General features: G+C 35.1%; 13 protein-coding genes and 1 tRNA gene. 11 read left to right on the plus strand and 3 right to left on the minus strand.

All coding sequences use genetic code 11. The features are described 5' to 3' along the window. Nucleotides 1-14: 14 nt before the first annotated feature. A complete protein-coding gene (locus tag ELS83_RS12195; protein ID WP_171595837.1) occupies nt 15-1,895 on the minus strand; it encodes a DUF4114 domain-containing protein in 1,881 nt (626 codons plus the stop codon). 156 nt (nt 1,896-2,051) lie between these two features. Continuing rightward, complete coding sequence (locus tag ELS83_RS12200) at nt 2,052-3,131, minus strand: lysylphosphatidylglycerol synthase transmembrane domain-containing protein (RefSeq protein WP_171595838.1); 1,080 nt, start codon at nt 3,129-3,131, stop codon at nt 2,052-2,054. 196 nt (nt 3,132-3,327) lie between these two features. On the opposite strand from ELS83_RS12200, the gene ELS83_RS12205 reads away from it, so the two are divergent. Next, on the plus strand, nt 3,328-5,550 hold the full coding sequence (locus ELS83_RS12205) for an amino acid permease (RefSeq protein WP_171595839.1): 2,223 nt from the start codon (nt 3,328-3,330) through the stop codon (nt 5,548-5,550). A gap of 388 nt (nt 5,551-5,938) precedes the next feature. Here ELS83_RS12205 and ELS83_RS12210 read toward each other — a convergent pair. After that, nucleotides 5,939-6,023: transfer RNA gene (locus tag ELS83_RS12210), tRNA-Ala, on the minus strand. Nucleotides 6,024-6,126: 103 nt separating this feature from the next. Here ELS83_RS12210 and ELS83_RS12215 point away from each other — a divergent pair. The 10 genes from ELS83_RS12215 (at nt 6,127) to ELS83_RS12260 (ending at nt 15,416) form a co-directional block, all read left to right on the plus strand. After that, nucleotides 6,127-7,428, plus strand: coding sequence for a tyrosine-type recombinase/integrase (locus tag ELS83_RS12215; protein WP_171595840.1), 1,302 nt, complete (start codon nt 6,127-6,129; stop codon nt 7,426-7,428). 13 nt (nt 7,429-7,441) lie between these two features. Further along, nucleotides 7,442-8,230 carry a hypothetical protein gene (locus ELS83_RS12220; protein WP_171595841.1) on the plus strand — a complete coding sequence of 263 codons (789 nt, stop codon included), beginning with the start codon at nt 7,442-7,444 and terminating at the stop codon, nt 8,228-8,230. A gap of 78 nt (nt 8,231-8,308) precedes the next feature. Then, complete coding sequence (locus ELS83_RS12225) at nt 8,309-8,686, plus strand: helix-turn-helix domain-containing protein (RefSeq protein ID WP_171595842.1); 378 nt, start codon at nt 8,309-8,311, stop codon at nt 8,684-8,686. A 6-nt stretch (nt 8,687-8,692) separates the two neighbouring features. After that, nucleotides 8,693-9,025, plus strand: a complete 333-nt coding sequence (locus tag ELS83_RS12230) for a plasmid mobilization protein (protein WP_171595843.1) — start codon at nt 8,693-8,695, stop codon at nt 9,023-9,025. After that, nucleotides 9,022-10,206 (plus strand): relaxase/mobilization nuclease domain-containing protein, encoded by a 1,185-nt coding sequence (locus ELS83_RS12235; protein WP_171595844.1) that lies wholly within the window; start codon nt 9,022-9,024, stop codon nt 10,204-10,206. Before ELS83_RS12230 ends, ELS83_RS12235 begins: the two co-directional genes overlap by 4 nt. 367 nt (nt 10,207-10,573) lie before the next feature. Next, nucleotides 10,574-11,122 (plus strand): hypothetical protein, encoded by a 549-nt coding sequence (locus tag ELS83_RS12240; RefSeq protein ID WP_171595845.1) that lies wholly within the window; start codon nt 10,574-10,576, stop codon nt 11,120-11,122. Between the two features lie 487 nt (nt 11,123-11,609). Further along, nucleotides 11,610-12,407: a DUF4339 domain-containing protein gene (locus ELS83_RS12245; protein ID WP_171595846.1), complete on the plus strand. Its 798-nt coding sequence runs from the start codon at nt 11,610-11,612 to the stop codon at nt 12,405-12,407. 9 nt (nt 12,408-12,416) lie between these two features. Next, nucleotides 12,417-13,532: a PD-(D/E)XK nuclease family protein gene (locus tag ELS83_RS12250; protein WP_171595847.1), complete on the plus strand. Its 1,116-nt coding sequence runs from the start codon at nt 12,417-12,419 to the stop codon at nt 13,530-13,532. Nucleotides 13,533-13,639: 107 nt separating this feature from the next. Next, nucleotides 13,640-14,728 carry a PD-(D/E)XK nuclease family protein gene (locus ELS83_RS12255; RefSeq protein ID WP_171595848.1) on the plus strand — a complete coding sequence of 363 codons (1,089 nt, stop codon included), beginning with the start codon at nt 13,640-13,642 and terminating at the stop codon, nt 14,726-14,728. Between the two features lie 25 nt (nt 14,729-14,753). Then, the gene (locus ELS83_RS12260; protein WP_171595849.1) at nt 14,754-15,416 is read left to right on the plus strand and encodes a hypothetical protein; all 663 of its coding nucleotides are present in this window, start codon (nt 14,754-14,756) and stop codon (nt 15,414-15,416) included. Nucleotides 15,417-15,629 lie beyond the last annotated feature (213 nt).

Raw genomic sequence — 15,629 nt, forward strand, 5'->3', positions numbered from 1 at the left:
CAAAGTGGTTGTGATTATTTTTCAATAATGTTCTCAGTGTCAAAAGCAGTTGCCACTAAATTATCTTCTTCATTATCGGTAATCGCGAATATAATATCATTGTAATCCTTATCGCCATTAGGTAATTGAATATCTTCAAAGCAAAGTACAATGTCTTTACAGTTTTGTTCTATGAATAAAACATGCTGCTGATTGTCATCTTCATTAAATTCTACATTCGTATAATGTCTGTAAATGCCATCAGTGGTAGCACCATTTTTCCATCCTTTGGCAATTAGGCAGAATCCAATTACCGTATTTTCCGGGAAGGCCTCATCGCCCAACTGAACCCTGTCGCCAGGAGTTAATCCGCCACCTTCACCTTCTTTCGATACGTTAGGGAAAAGCATGTGAAGTTCAATTTCATCTTCACCTGTTGGTGGATTATCAGCATCGTAAGTGTAATAAGCCAAAGAATTTCTCCATCCTGCTCCTTCATCAATAAAAGTAAGGTAAACAGGCGATTCTTTTTGCAGTTTTAGAATCAGGTTATTGCCATCGGCAAATAAATCAGAATTGGCATCACGATTGTCTTTCCCTGCTGGGAACATCGCAATAATATTATCAACCAATGTTGGACATGGTTTGGTTGGGATAATGTCATCTGGAATTCCTTCGTCGATTTCGATGCTTAAAATTTTAAGTCCACCAGTTCCGGCAGCCACAAAAATGCAGTTTTCTTTCGATTCTACGAAGTTTACCGATGCATCGAAGTCCATGCTTCCCATCAGTAACACTTCATCATCAATTTCAGGAATAATGGCTCCTACATATAATCCTGCTCCACCATTTCCTATCAATAGTAATTCATCGTTTAGCGCAACCGAATTGGTTACAAAATCTTCGTCTAACTCACCTTCAGGCGTAGCCGGGCGTTCAATGTGTTCTTTCAAATCACCATTCAGTTCCCTGATATCCAGTCCGCCCTCGTTTAAAGCCGCCAATAAAAGATTATCGGTCACATCAATTTCTGTTTTCGATTCGGCAGTTACCGGTCCGTTTAGGCCAATGAATTCTGGTCCCGATAAATCGGTAATCCCGAACTTTTGCAGTTGTGGACTTGCAGCCGATCCTTCCAGCACATACACATGCTCGCTGTTAATGGCTACCGATCTTGCTTCGTTAATATCTTTATATCCTGCCAAAGTGAAGTTGTGGTTTAGAACGGTTAGTTTTCCGTCCGATCCGCTTGTAACGTAAATATAATCTTCGTCAACTTTAACATCTGTTGCCACATAGGAAGCAATGTCGTACGTGTTTGAAACAAGCAATATCTGTCCAGAAGGGCTTATCTCCAGCTCGATTAAGATTGCCGGGCTTTCATAAAGGAAACCAGGAGCATCCATATCATGTGCACCTGCCAAATACAATTTACCATTGTAATAATCTACCGCACTTACATCAACATCATGAAACATTGCCTGAGCCTGGAGAATAGGCGTGTTTTTGTCGGCAATATTAAACAATTCAACTCCACCATTGTATTCCGGTCCTTTTGTATTGTAGGTCACAAAAGCCATGTCATCAACAATTTTAACGTGAGTTGCCTGTACATATTCACCCTGTACCCTTGGTGCATCAACTTGTGCTCTTAATTTAAAAGCGTAGTTCTTGGTAGGATCAACATCAAAATCCGATTTCACAGACTTGGTGTTTCCTGTATCAATATCTTTCACAACAACCAATTCGTTGCTGTAAGTAACACGCGAACTTAAATCAGAAGGATTATTTGTGATGCTTACCGACTGTATGGCATGATCGTTTTCCTGTGGTTTTTCCGGCTCTTTAAAGTTATCATCAGAACATGATGAAACGATGGCGAACAGGAAGATAAAAAAGAGTAAATTCTTTTTCATAATTATATAGGTTTTAATGTGTGACTCAGTTTAATAATAAGCAAGTTACGTTCTTTAATTGGAACTCACATATTGATTATGGTAAAATGAGATAAAGTTTTGATAAAAGTTTAATTTTCTTTTGTCAAAAAACACAATAACCTGTTTGACACCAACTTAAGATTTGTTGTTTTTGAAGTGCTTTTTTATCCATCTTGGAAGCAGATAAACGCCGATAAACAAGTAAGGATAATATGATATTAATCGCCAAATTAGAGCCATGCTCGCAGCAAGACCTGCTGTAGGTAAAAAGTCGCCTAAATATTGGGTAAAAACCCATTCAGAAAATCCGCTACCTCCAGGAGTCGGACTCACCAGCATCATGATCCACATGACCAATTGTCTTGCAAAAATCATGATATGATCGGCAAAGGAATAACCTTCGAGCATAAAGGCCAGTAACATGGCATTTACTACCCAATAACGGGCAGTCCACGACCAAAAAGTTGCCATAAAAGCTTTGAACCAAAACAGGAATGGCTTTCTTCTGAGTTCCTTCGAACTTTCGATGATATCGCTTCCAGCTTTGTTTGCACCATGTTTCCATTTGCGTAAAACAGGCAATTTAAAGATCCATAAGAGCAACCATTTTAATCCACGTGGGTTCCAAAACAGACCGTAAGTAAGTACAATAAGGTAAACCAATTTTACCATATAGCCACCAAGTGCAAAGTAAAGGAGTGAATCGAGCCAAATGGAATGTTCCGGCGATGCAATCATGAACAGCTGTTTTACGTTCAGTAGTAAAATCAGTAATGGAAACATGATGATAAAATAGAGCTCGTCGAGAAAAGAGGTAGACATGACTACCGCTGAACTTCGTCCCACTTTAAGTCCTTCTTTGTTGAGATACAATATGGCAACCGACGTACCTCCAATGGCCGAAGGCGTTATGGCTGAAGTAAATTCCCACAACATGATAATGCGGAAGGCCTTTCCCCATGAAAATTTTTGGTCGGTAAGAATTCTCAGACGTGCCATATAGCCAAGATCTCGAATCACCATCATTACAAGAGCAATGCTCAGCCAAAATACCGAGTACCAGGTAAACTCGATAAGAGAAAAGGTATCTACATCGACCTCTTTCACCAGCATGTACACGACAACAGCCAATCCGATTAAAATCGGATAGATGATCCTGCTTGGTCGTACACCATCAAGCAATTTCTTCGATGAATTTTGTTGTGCTTCTGTCATGCTAATTTCAATGGGGAAATAAATTTACGCAAATTAAAAGCTTTATTCATAATGAACTGATGAAGTATTTGTTAAAAATGTATAAATAGGCGCAAGTTCGATAATCATAAGAAGAATTGTGGACTAATAAATCCGATACAAGTTAAATATTCGGTCCTTTTTTCTATTTTTAATAATCTAACTTCATACACACAATATGTCTAAAGAGCAATCAACTCAAAAGTTTGGGACTGCACCCGTATTTTTTACAGCAATTTCTACCATTTTAGGTGCGATATTGTTTTTACGATTTGGTTATGCAGTTGGGAGCGTTGGATTTTGGGGAGTTGTATTCATCATCTTGCTGGGGCACGCCGTTACCATTCCAACCGCATTTGCCATATCCGAAATTGCAACCAATAAAAGAGTTGAGGGTGGAGGCGAATACTTTATCATATCGCGATCTTTCGGATTGAATATTGGAGCAACCATTGGAATCGCCCTGTTTATGTCGCAAGCCATTAGTGTTGCCTTTTATATTATTGCTTTTACCGAAGCTTTCGAACCAGTTTTTAACTGGGTGAGGGATACGTACGGATATCAACTACCACGACAGGTTGTGAGCATTCCGGCCATGTTGCTACTATCGGCCCTGATTTTAAAAAAAGGAGCCAACCTTGGCGTAAAAGCGCTTTACTTTGTAGTTGCAATTCTGTTTATTTCGTTGGCGCTTTTTTTCATGGGATCAACCGAATATGCTGCTACCAGCGATTTTAATCTATGGAACGCCGATTTTAAAAATACCGATAACTTTTTTATCGTATTTGCCATTATTTTCCCTGCCTTTACTGGAATGACAGCAGGAGTTGGACTTTCGGGAGACCTAAAGAATCCTTCCAAATCCATTCCTTTGGGAACCACGGCAGCTACCTTAATTGGGATGATCATCTATTTTTTCATCGTCTACAAATTGGCAGGATCGGCAAGTAGCGAAGATTTGGTGGGCAATCAGCTAATTATGTCGAAAATTGCTTTGGGAGGAGCCATTGTAATTCCGCTGGGTTTGGCGGCTTCTACAATTTCATCGGCCATTGGGTCGGTAATGGTTGCACCAAGAACTTTGCAAGCTTTATCAATCGATAAATCATTTCCTTCGAAAGGCTTAAATAGCTGGTTGGCTAAAGGCAGAAGCTCCGATAGTGAACCCATTAATGCATCGCTGATTACTTGTATTATCGCATTGGTTTTTGTTGCATTGGGCGATGTAAATGCAGTTGCAGAAATTATTTCGATGTTCTTTATGCTTACCTATGGTGCTTTGTGCCTGATCTCATTTCTGAATCATTTTGGCTCATCGCCAAGCTACCGACCATCCTTCAAATCGAAATGGTTGCTCTCGCTTATCGGATTTTTTATCTCCATATGGGTGATGTTTAAAATCAACACCCTCTATGCTTTTAGTGCAGTGGTTTTAATGAGTTTGATCTATTTGTTTATCAACAGGTATCACAAACACCGAAATGGCCTGGAATCGATATTCCTGAACTCTTTGTACCAGCTAAACCGAAACATGCAGGTATTTTTACAAAAAGCCGGCAAAAGAAAAACCAGGGAGTGGCGACCAAGTGCCATTTGTATTTCGAAGGATTCGTTTGAACGCGATACCGCTTTTAAATTATTGAACTGGATATCCTACAAATATGGTTTTGGAACCTACCTACACAGAATTGAGGGATATTACTCCAAAGCCACCTATCAGCAATCGCAGGAAGAGCTCGATAAGCTAATTCGTAGTTTCGATAAGATAGAAAACCATGTGTATGTCGATACCATTATATCGCCATCCTACACTTCGGCAATTGCCCAGGCCATTCAGCTGCCCGGAATTGCTGGAATGGAAAACAATATGGTGATTTTCGAGTTCGACAAGGAAGCGCCCGATCGCCTCGATTTGATTATTGAAAACTACTCGCTGGCTCGTGCCGGGAATTTTGATTTCTGTATCCTGGGAAGTTCAAGGCGAAAGTTCAATTACAATAACAATATCCATGTCTGGATTAAATCTTCGGACACCGATAATGCAAACCTAATGATTCTGCTAAGTTTTATTATCGGTGGTCATCCCGACTGGAACAAGGCCGACATTAAAATCTTTAACATTTGTAAAGAAGACCAGGCCAACGAAACCCGGAAACAACTCGATGAATTGGTAGTGAGTGGCAGACTGCCAATAACCAATTCGAATATCGAAATTATACACGAACAGGAAAATGTGGCTTCGCGCGATATCATTAACGAGAAATCGGCCGATGCAGGATTAACCATTCTTGGATTTAGGGGAGAGACCCTAAAACATGAAAAATCGGGCTTGTTTAAAGGCTACGATGCTTTGGGAAACATCCTGTTTATCAATTCTAACAGCATGAAGACGATTGATTAAAATAAAAAAGTCCGGGAACCACCCCGGACTTTACTCTAACCCATTTTAATCTATGAAAACCTAATCCTCTCGGAAAGGACATTACAAATGTATGTATTGTTTGGTGCCTCCCATAAGAAAAAGTGTTAAAGAAGGTTAAATGCTAAGTTAATTAATGTTTTAGTGATTTTTGCTTTACATATGTTTGGGATTAAATTGTCGATATCCTTGAGTTAAATTTGTTGTAAGTCTGGTTTATGATGGTGTTTAATTTAACCAAGCTTAAAGCTTAAGATATCAATCCTGACTAAATCTAATATAGTAAAGGTAAATAGTAAGGAAAGGCTGCGAATGACAAAAATCAAAAAGCGGCCACGACATAAATGCCATAACCGCCTTGATTTGAGGGTGGAGAGTATCGGAATCGAACCGATGACCTTTTGACTGCCAGTCAAATCCCTTTGTTACATTGTTTTTTATAGTTGCCTATGGATGTTGGAATTTATAGGGCTTTTAGTTAGATTTGTTATAGTTGATATTTCAAAATAACTAGTTGTAGATACGTTTTGTTAGTTATTTTGTTAGTGCAAAATCTATTTGAATATAAAAATGTCGGAAAAACTACCTGTAATTGTTCATCCAGAAATTAATGAAGAAGCTTTAAGAAGTGAAAAGGGTGTTTCATTAGTGGCATTTCTAGATACAGTTCGAAAACGAAAAGACGGAACGTCTTCGGTAAAGTTAAAAATAATTCATCAACGTTATCCAGCTTATTTTTCAACCAAAATTTCTTTAACTGAGAAGGATTACCTGAAGCTATTTGAAAGAAGAATAAGTTCTGATCTAAAAGAGAAAAAGGTTATTATTCATACATATTTGATGAGAGCATATTCCATCATTAATATGATGGATGAATTCTCTTTTTCTGAGTTTAAAGAACATTTCAAAAAGAAACGTATTGATGCAAAAAGTGTCTACACGTATTTCGAAAGATACATAGCTCAATTGAAATCTGAAGATAGGTTAGGAACTGCTCAGAATTACGAGTACTCCATGAAAAAACTAAAAGAATTTCATGGTAAGAAATCTATTGCATTTGAAACAATTACTCCAACTTTTTTAAGAAAATATGAAAATTGGATGATAGCGAATGGTCACAGTAGAACTACAGTTGGAATTTATTGTAGACCTCTAAAAAAAATAATTAACGATGCTATTGAAGATGGTATTCTTGATAGTAAGAAAAGTCCATTTGGAGATGTTAAAAGAGGTCGTTACAAATCACCGGAACCTGAAAACCCTAAGAAAGCTTTAACTCTGGAAGAAATAGGGAAGATTATTAACTATTCTCCGGAGCCTGGGTCACCAGAAAATTACTACAGAGATATGTGGGTGTTTTCTTATTTAGGAAATGGTATCAACATGAAGGATGTGTGTTTGTTGAAATTTAAAGACATATATGCCGATACCATTGTATATGCTCGTGAAAAGGTAAAGAATACAAATCGTTCGGCTAAAACAATCTCCATTGCACTAATTGATAAGAACAAGGAAATAATAGAGCGTTGGGGTAATCAGGCAGAGAAGAAGGATGATTTTATTTTTCCAGTTCTCGAGGGAAATCCAAATGAGGAGGAAATAAAGAAAAAAGTGCAGCAGTTTGTTAAGCAGGTGAACAAATATATGAAACGGATTTCTGAAAAATTGGACTTAAATGTTTCAGTAACGACTTATTATGCGAGACATTCTTTTGTTACTGTACTTGTGCGTTCAGGTGTTGATATCCATACAATAGCTGAAAGTGTTGGTCACTCCAGTATGAAAGTGATTGATAAATATATCGCGAGTATTTCCAATGAAGAGAAAGTGAAGAATGCTAATAAACTTTTAAAATTTTAATAAAATGTACTGGATGTCTGAAGAGCTATCTGAATTAAGGCCAAAAGAAGAAATATATAATAATATTCGAGTTGAGAAATGGATTGAAGAGATTGCAGGGCCTGGATATTTTATAAAAGATTTAGAGTTAAATTTTACCATCACTAAAGAGAAGATCGGGCAAAAAATAAGTTATGCAATTCGATTCATTAAAGAAAATTCCTACACGTTAATAAAAGAGAAAAAAACAGATTCATTAAGATTGTTAAAAGATGCTATTTATGCTGATATAGACAAATGTAATAGTATTGCCTTTACTGACTCCTTAGAAGAAGGAAAAGAAGGAATTTATGAACTATGGAAGCATTACTTATATGATATAGAAGAAAAATTCAGAGAACTTGAAAGTGAATTAAATTATTTGTCCGCTGTTGAAGAAATAAATATATTCTTAATGGATGAGAATATTGATGATGAAGATGTGTTGATTTATTATAACTACTCTAAAAATAAGCAGAAAAAGAAAGATGGATTGAATAGTAAAAAAATAAATATGTCAAGTATTGCTTTGTTGCATTTTTATAATGAAGATCCTATAGATAAATTTAATGTAGATAAAATTTTGGACCGGTATGGACATCAGGCAGCAAATAAATTAATAGCAAAATATGATCTTTATTCCAAGAGCCAAACAGAAAGATATGCATTTAGGGATTTTGAAAAGCGATTTAAAGAAATGTATGAATATCTATCGCAAGAAGGTAAAAAAAGAGCTTTAGATGACCTGGATCAATTCAGGTTAAATAAAAAGAACCGGTTCTGAACTGGTTCCCAACACAAGTTTCCTATGATTGGTTATGGCTGTTACTTATCATTGTTATGTAATAAAAAAAATGATAATATGAGTAATGAAAAAATACCAATTGAAAGAAATAAGTTTAATTTACAAACTGAAAATTTTCCACAACTACCATTTATTGTTATTTCCAGAAAGGATTTAGAGAAGAGTCTAGAGAGTTTTGCTAGTGATATGCTTGCTAATATTCCAACGTCTCATGATGTAAGTAAGAGAATATTAGTGCTGAAAGAAGCAGCAGAATATATTCAAATGCCTGTACCAACTTTTCGAGAATATTTGGCTCGGAATGAGATAAAGGGTGCAAAGATTGGTAAATCCTGGCGCTTCTTTCCGGAAGATTTGGATGAGTTTGTGAAGAAATACCTTCGCAAAACGAATGATGAAATAGACAAGGAAATTGATGATGTATTATCTAAGTAATTTAATATGGCCAGACCAAGAAAATTACAAGAAGATCTGCGTATTTATCAAGTCAATATCCGATTAACTGAAACTGAGAAATTGAAGGCGGATGAACAAGCCGAAATGGCTGGTTTATCTGTCGCAAATTGGCTTCGAACAGCGGCATTCTCAAAAAAAACACTACAAGTAAAAGTGTCACCAATGCACCGAACTTACTACCGTCAATTAGTAGGGATTGGCAGCAATGTAAATCAATTAGCTAGAAAAATTAATCAGAACCAGTATCCGAAAATCTATCAGCAATTGTTAGATGTAAAGAGTTTATTGATAAAGATTAATGAGATATTTCAAGAATGATAGGAAAACAGATTATAGGAACTTCTTTTCGGTCTGTTCTAAACTATAATGAAGAAAAACTTCAACAAGGCAAAGGTGAAAAAATAGGTGGTAATATGTTTGGTGTTGATTCCAGATCCTTGGCTAAGGAGTTTGGAATGATTAGAGCGTTAAAACCTAATGTTTCCAAAGCTGTTTATCACACATCAATAAGTATTTCTCCAGATGAGGATTTGTCTAATGAAAAATTTCGAGAACTGGGTGAAAAATATCTTGAACGAATGGGTTTTGATAATAGTCAATTTCTGATTTATCGTCATACTGATACTGAGCATCCGCATATACATTTAATTGCTAATCGAATTGATCTGGATGGTAAGGTGGTTAGTGATAGTGGGAATTACAAAAGATCAGAAAAGATTATTCGAGAACTAGAGAAAGAGTATGCATTAAAGGAAGTAGTTTCTTCAGAGAAAGTGGAAGAGAAAGCTTATTCAAAAGGACAATATGAGAATTTCAGAAAGACAGGTGCCATACCAATTAAAGTACAACTTCAGGTTATAGTTAAAAAGGCAATTAAAGAGTCAAGATCGGTTAAGGAATTCGAAAATAGAATAATTAGAGGTGGAGCAACAGTAAAGTTTCATAGGAATAGCAACGACAAAATTTATGGAGTTAGTTTCCAGATGGAAGGAGTCAAGTTCAAAGCTTCACAATTAGGAAGAGGATATTCATGGAACAAGATTAAGGAACAATTATACGATGAACAAAATCAAAGAATTGGCTCAGAAGAAAGTGGACGAAAGGGCTCATATACTCGAGGAGCAAGTCAGAAAAATACAAGAAATCAACCTACAGGATATCAAGGAACTGAAGATCAAATTAATTCCAGTTCTAAAGGCTCTGAAGGGGTTGATAATCGAGGTCAAGAAAGAGACAGTCATATTGAATCAACTGCAAAATCAACAGACAGATATTCTGGAACAGGGGGACAAGCAGCTACATCGAATGACTTATACAGTAACGAAAATGGAACAGAAGTTACTGGCAATGAAAGTGAAGGTGTTTCTGGTGGCAATACTAGTGGGATTATTAACGGGCTTAATATGCTTTTTGGTGGTTCTGCTGGTCGTTTGGAAGGGCAACCTTTAGATGATGATAAACCTAAAAAGAAGAAGAAAAAAAGAAAACGAAGTGTGTAGATTTGCTATATCAACCTTCGATTTTGTAGATACAGTTAACTAAGGTTTCTTAATTTTTAGAAGTGTTGTTAGAACGAAAGTAGTATCAATTTAAAAATCATTTTTTCCCCTAAATGGAATTTTCTTTGATTCGATTGATAATATGATAATGTAATATTGGAATGTAATATGTCCGTTTTAATCTGATAACTATTTGGATTGATATATTTTCATGAGAAGAGAATTACTTATGACATTTGGTTAAGAGCAAGCCATGTTTTAGCTACGGAAAATCCTTGCACAACCACTTGAAATTTTCTGCACATCTGTTTGAAAATTTGTTACTCGGTACAGCTCGTAAGGATAAAAATAAAGACCTTAAAATATAATGATTGAACTATCTAACGAAATGCTAATTACCAAGGATGTTTATAGAGCCTTGGTTGACTATGGAAATATTCTTGTTGTTAATCTTCTTAGGCAAGCTATAAATCTTGAAGAAAAGGAAAATAATGTAGGGGAAAAGTATTATACTGTAAGGGAAGAATTTGAAAGGTTAAACTTCCAGGAAGGACAATCACAGAATCACTATTTCCAAGAATTAACTCAATTAACAGTTTCTTATCTGAATAATCTAAGTGATTCGGACAAAACAGCTATTTGTTTTCGTTTGATTAGTGATGAGAAATACTACAATCAACTGCTCGAACTGGTCGAAGAAGAGGAAACTGATACCATGGAACAATACAACCATAAAATTGGCCGAGAAATGGCCAGGCTTCTTTACGAAGAAGATAAGAAGGAAATAATGAAGTGGGCAAAAGAATTCTTAATGGATACTGTGGCAATCTTTTCAACTGAATTTGATTTTTCGTTGATTGATGAGAGTACAAAATATGCATTGGAGCATAACCTGGAAATGTATAAGAAACTATAATACTTCAAAATAACTCTAAGCAGATTGTTGAGCTTGATTTTGAGCAGTATATTCAAAAGATTTTTAATAAAACAATCAATTTATACTTGCTGTAATGTATATTAATCGATATTGCCAATAAAGGCAAACTAAATTTTCATTCTTTCCAAAGTAAGTTTTATTGGCACCTTTCTAAAAATAATTACTGAACTGTAAATACATAATACTGATTATATCTGTATGAACATCAAAGTGTGTTAATTTGGTTTAAATAACAACGGCTATTTTTATCCACTATACAATAATTACTCAATGGGTTAGGTGCATTTCAATAAACTTGACACATTTGGCAGTTCTTATTTTGTTTAATATGGTGTAATTTCATCGGTTATCATTTCGAAAATGAAACCAAGCGATTAGTTTCAGAGAAATATATTTCGAATAAATAATGCTACGCCACATTTTGGCGTTGTCAATTTATAAAATTGTTAGAAAATTGAATAATCGAATGAATAAACAATGGTACTATGTCGAAAATGGTGACCGTAAAGGTCCTTATCCGGCAAATGAGTTAAAAGGTAAAATTCAAAAAGATACTTTGCTTTGGTGCGAAGGGATGAAAGATTGGAAAAGAGCTGATGAAATTTCTGAGTTTAAAAGTTTTTTTGAAGTGATCCCTCCTCCAATTCCCGGAAGTAAGGAGGCAAATCAGGCTACCGGTAATAGAATTTCCAATAGTGTTTTATATGCCTATACCTTTGCTGTACTTGCCATTATAGCTTGTATTATAGAATTAACAGGGAATGAAGATTCGAAATATTATGCAATGGCTATTTTCTTAAGCGGCACATCGCTGGTAAGGGTTTTTTTAGGTATAAGATCGTATTTCTCAAAAATATTGCACAATGATAAGCTGACTGCAATTGTAACTTGGCTAATTGCTACACTTATACCAATCTATTTATTTGAAGTTTTAGCAACCAGAAAAGGTTTTGAAGATCGATTCAACGATGAATTAGGAGTTCTTCTGTTTGTAATTGTAATGTTTTCGGCAATCATTCATATTTACCAGTTTATTAGATTCAGAATTAAGCTGGCAAAAGTCGATGGTGTTGGACACGATCAATTGAAAATGTTTGCAAGCTTGCAGTTGATCTTCTTTCCTGTTTCTATTTTATTAATTGCATTTTTCGAAGAAGAAAGCTCTATGAGTATACTTTATACCATTCTTCAATTGGTGCCTATTTATTTCTTAATAACAGGCTTACAAAAAATCGAAAATCAATTTATAGCTAAAACCGCATAAAACTTACCCATGAACCATAAAGAACTAGAAGTTTTTCTTTCCAATAAAGAGATCCCGAAAGTAAAAACAAAACCCAAAACCTTTTTAGGAATTGCAAAACAACCGCATTACGAAAATGTATTGTCGAACTTGTATGCATTTTATTTCGATGTGGACGAAGAACATAAAATGGGCGATTTATTCCTTTCGTCATTGCTGGATTTGATTCAGAAAACTAAAATAGGAAAAGAAAAAAGCTTAACGATATATGATGAGCCCGATATCAAAACAGAGTATCCTAGTGTAAATGGAGGACGAATCGATCTTTTGATTAGGAACGATGAGCATGCCATTATCATTGAAAATAAAGTATTTCATTGTTTGAACAATATTTTAGAAAACTATTGGAATACAATAAAAGTTCCTGTAAAAAATAAAATAGGTATTGTACTTTCTCTACACCCCATTAATCCAACGGGACATCCACACTTTATAAATATTACTCATATCGAATTATTAAAAAAGGTAATGAGTAAAGTAGGAGATTATTTACTTGGAGTCAACGAGAAGTATCTAGTCTATTTAAAAGATTTATACCAAAATATTATCAACCTTAGCACAAGCAATATGGATAAGAACGCACTCGAATTTTATTTCGAACACCAAAAGAAAATTAACGAAGCAGCCACATTAAAGAATAGTGTGCATAATCATGTGCTTAGCGAAGTTGAACTTGCTTGTGAGCGCCTGGATATTAATTTGAATTTATCAGGAAAAAGAACCGATCGCTTAAGATACTTTCAATCTTCAAAGAATAGCGATTTAATGTTTACAATTGTTCTGGATAAGTTGTTGTTGCAAGAAGAAGAGAAGAAGCTTTACCTGATAATAGAATTAAAACACAAAGAATTAGAGAATAAGGAAAGATTTAATGCAATTGATTTTTCTGAAGATGAAAAGAAAGCCAATGTATTAAAAGCTGATTTCTTTACCAACACCAGTGCAAGGTGGGCACATTTTGCATTAAAAGAATACAAACCCAAGGAAGAGCAAATTGCCAACTTAAGCCAATTTATAATTGAGAAATTACATGAAGACCAATTTGTCTCTATTTTTAATAAACTAGAAGATTTTATTTCCAATTAAATGGGAAGATGTTATGTGGCGTAGTTGTTAGGTCTGCGCCACATATTACTTTAATGAAGTGCAATTTATTATAGAATCAATCCACATGAAAATTTAAAAATCAGAGCATGAATATTTTTAGAATTTTATCATCCAACGATGGATCCATTAACGAACCCAATGTAAGTTCATTCTTGGCATATCTTTTAAATCCAAATGAGGATCATGGTATTTCAGGATTATTGTTGCAAGAGCTATTAAACGAATTTTTATTTGTAGATAATGATTTTCTGCAAAAAATAAAGTTCGACAATAGGATAACGGACCTTTCCAAGTACTCTGGATACTCAGTTAATATTGTTCCGGAAATGACGGTAAATTTAAATGGAGAAGGTAAAAAGAAGCGTCGAGATATCGATATTCTGATCGAGATAATTGAGGATAGAACTAAGGAGATACTATATGCCATTTGTCTTGAGAATAAGATTACAGATGCTTCCATAAGCAAGAAAGATTCCCAGTTAGAAGATGAGTTAAGTGGATTGCAAAATTACTATCAGGAGAGTGATTTGAATCCCGAAATCTACGTGGTTTACCTTACCCCTTATCCATCTGAGATTTCAAGCTATTCGTTTGATAAATTGGAATACACAAAGAAATGTCACTTGTATTGGGATAAACATGAGCATTCTATTTTTAATAAACTGATAAAAATATTTAAGGATGAAGAAAATGGTTTGGTTGATCCAATAAACAACCAGTCATCATACCTGATTAAGTCCTTTTTGTCTTTTATTAAAACTAACTTTAAGAGTTATGTAGAGGAACGTAAAGAGATTCAGGAAAAGAAAAGCTATGGAAAGCCAGTAATCGATCTTTTGAATGATTTTGTTGATACTCTTGAGTATGATAAAGATTATCCTGTAGCTAGCATTAAAAACAAATTCTCGGCATATGTATTGGAAGTTTCAGGATTAGAGTTGAACAATGGAACCCGAAATGCTCACATTACTTTAGCGACTGTGAATGATAGAAATAGGGCTCATTATGGAGTAAAAAAGTTCGACGATGAAAGAAAGAATATTTTCTATTATACTGATGAAAGTAGAAAAAATTTAAGACGTTTTCATCCTCAACAGCATGAGAATGTTGAGATTTATTATAAAAATGGAGATGAAACAGAAGTGATTTACTCTTGTGAATTGCAAGAAGTTTAAGTGAAACAAAACAATTGAATAACACATGCGAAATCCTTGGAGAAACCTAAATACTGATGTAACCAGCATACACCCATTGGACATGCAAGCGGTTGACGAATTTAATGCTCAAGCAAAAGAGGAATACCAATTTTGCAATACTCTTTTGCCCGACCCATATATTGGCAGTTTAAAAGCCAAGGTTCTACTCTTGGCCTTAAACCCAGGCTTAAGTGCTGAGGATTATCAAACACATGCCGATGAACAATTTCGTTTCCTTTACAAACAAAACCTGGCACAGGTAAAATGCGATTATCCTTTTTATTACCTAAGCCCAGACTTAAATTGCCCAGGCTCGAAATGGTGGCGTGGCAAATTACGCTGGTTTTCAGAAGAAATGGATGATAAAATCTTGGCACAAAGCATTTGCTGTTTGCAATACGTGCCTTACCACTCGGTACAGTTTAAACAGGCAAAACAAATGCTGCCAACTCAGGAATATACAAGAGAAATTGTAAAAAGTTTCATGGATAGAAATGCACCCATTGTATTTATGCGAAGCAAAAGCAAATGGGAACAATTGGTGCCTGAATTAAAAGGTTACCCAAACGCAATGATGCTAAGAAACCCTAGGAATCCAACTTTTAGTCCGAAGAATATGGGGGAGGAGAATTTTGAAGAATTACTAAAGTTAGTTAGACGTAAATAGTATCGGAATATCTATAAATGTAACGAGAGTTATAAGATAGAATTGTTTTTCAAAATCCTATCCGTGTGATACTTCTCAATGAGCTTCGAGTAATACTTAAAATTTAATGCTGTGAAAAGTGATAATATTTGAATCCCTTAATTATTTTTGTTGGTGACTTATTTACATATAAGAATTGATTTAATAAAGAAGTAATATAATTATGAGGAAGCT

The organism is Marinifilum caeruleilacunae (assembly GCF_013141825.1).
Classification (GTDB): domain Bacteria; phylum Bacteroidota; class Bacteroidia; order Bacteroidales; family Marinifilaceae; genus Marinifilum; species Marinifilum caeruleilacunae.

Coding starts and splice junctions, on each gene's coding strand:
- ELS83_RS12260 (WP_171595849.1), top strand. CDS start 14,754: ATGCGAAATCCTTGGAGAAACCTAAATACTGATGTAACCAGCATACAC.
- ELS83_RS12245 (WP_171595846.1), top strand. CDS start 11,610: ATGAATAAACAATGGTACTATGTCGAAAATGGTGACCGTAAAGGTCCT.
- ELS83_RS12255 (WP_171595848.1), top strand. CDS start 13,640: ATGAATATTTTTAGAATTTTATCATCCAACGATGGATCCATTAACGAA.
- ELS83_RS12200 (WP_171595838.1), bottom strand. CDS start 3,131: ATGACAGAAGCACAACAAAATTCATCGAAGAAATTGCTTGATGGTGTA.
- ELS83_RS12195 (WP_171595837.1), bottom strand. CDS start 1,895: ATGAAAAAGAATTTACTCTTTTTTATCTTCCTGTTCGCCATCGTTTCA.
- ELS83_RS12240 (WP_171595845.1), top strand. CDS start 10,574: ATGATTGAACTATCTAACGAAATGCTAATTACCAAGGATGTTTATAGA.
- ELS83_RS12250 (WP_171595847.1), top strand. CDS start 12,417: ATGAACCATAAAGAACTAGAAGTTTTTCTTTCCAATAAAGAGATCCCG.
- ELS83_RS12220 (WP_171595841.1), top strand. CDS start 7,442: ATGTCTGAAGAGCTATCTGAATTAAGGCCAAAAGAAGAAATATATAAT.
- ELS83_RS12230 (WP_171595843.1), top strand. CDS start 8,693: ATGGCCAGACCAAGAAAATTACAAGAAGATCTGCGTATTTATCAAGTC.
- ELS83_RS12225 (WP_171595842.1), top strand. CDS start 8,309: ATGAGTAATGAAAAAATACCAATTGAAAGAAATAAGTTTAATTTACAA.
- ELS83_RS12235 (WP_171595844.1), top strand. CDS start 9,022: ATGATAGGAAAACAGATTATAGGAACTTCTTTTCGGTCTGTTCTAAAC.
- ELS83_RS12205 (WP_171595839.1), top strand. CDS start 3,328: ATGTCTAAAGAGCAATCAACTCAAAAGTTTGGGACTGCACCCGTATTT.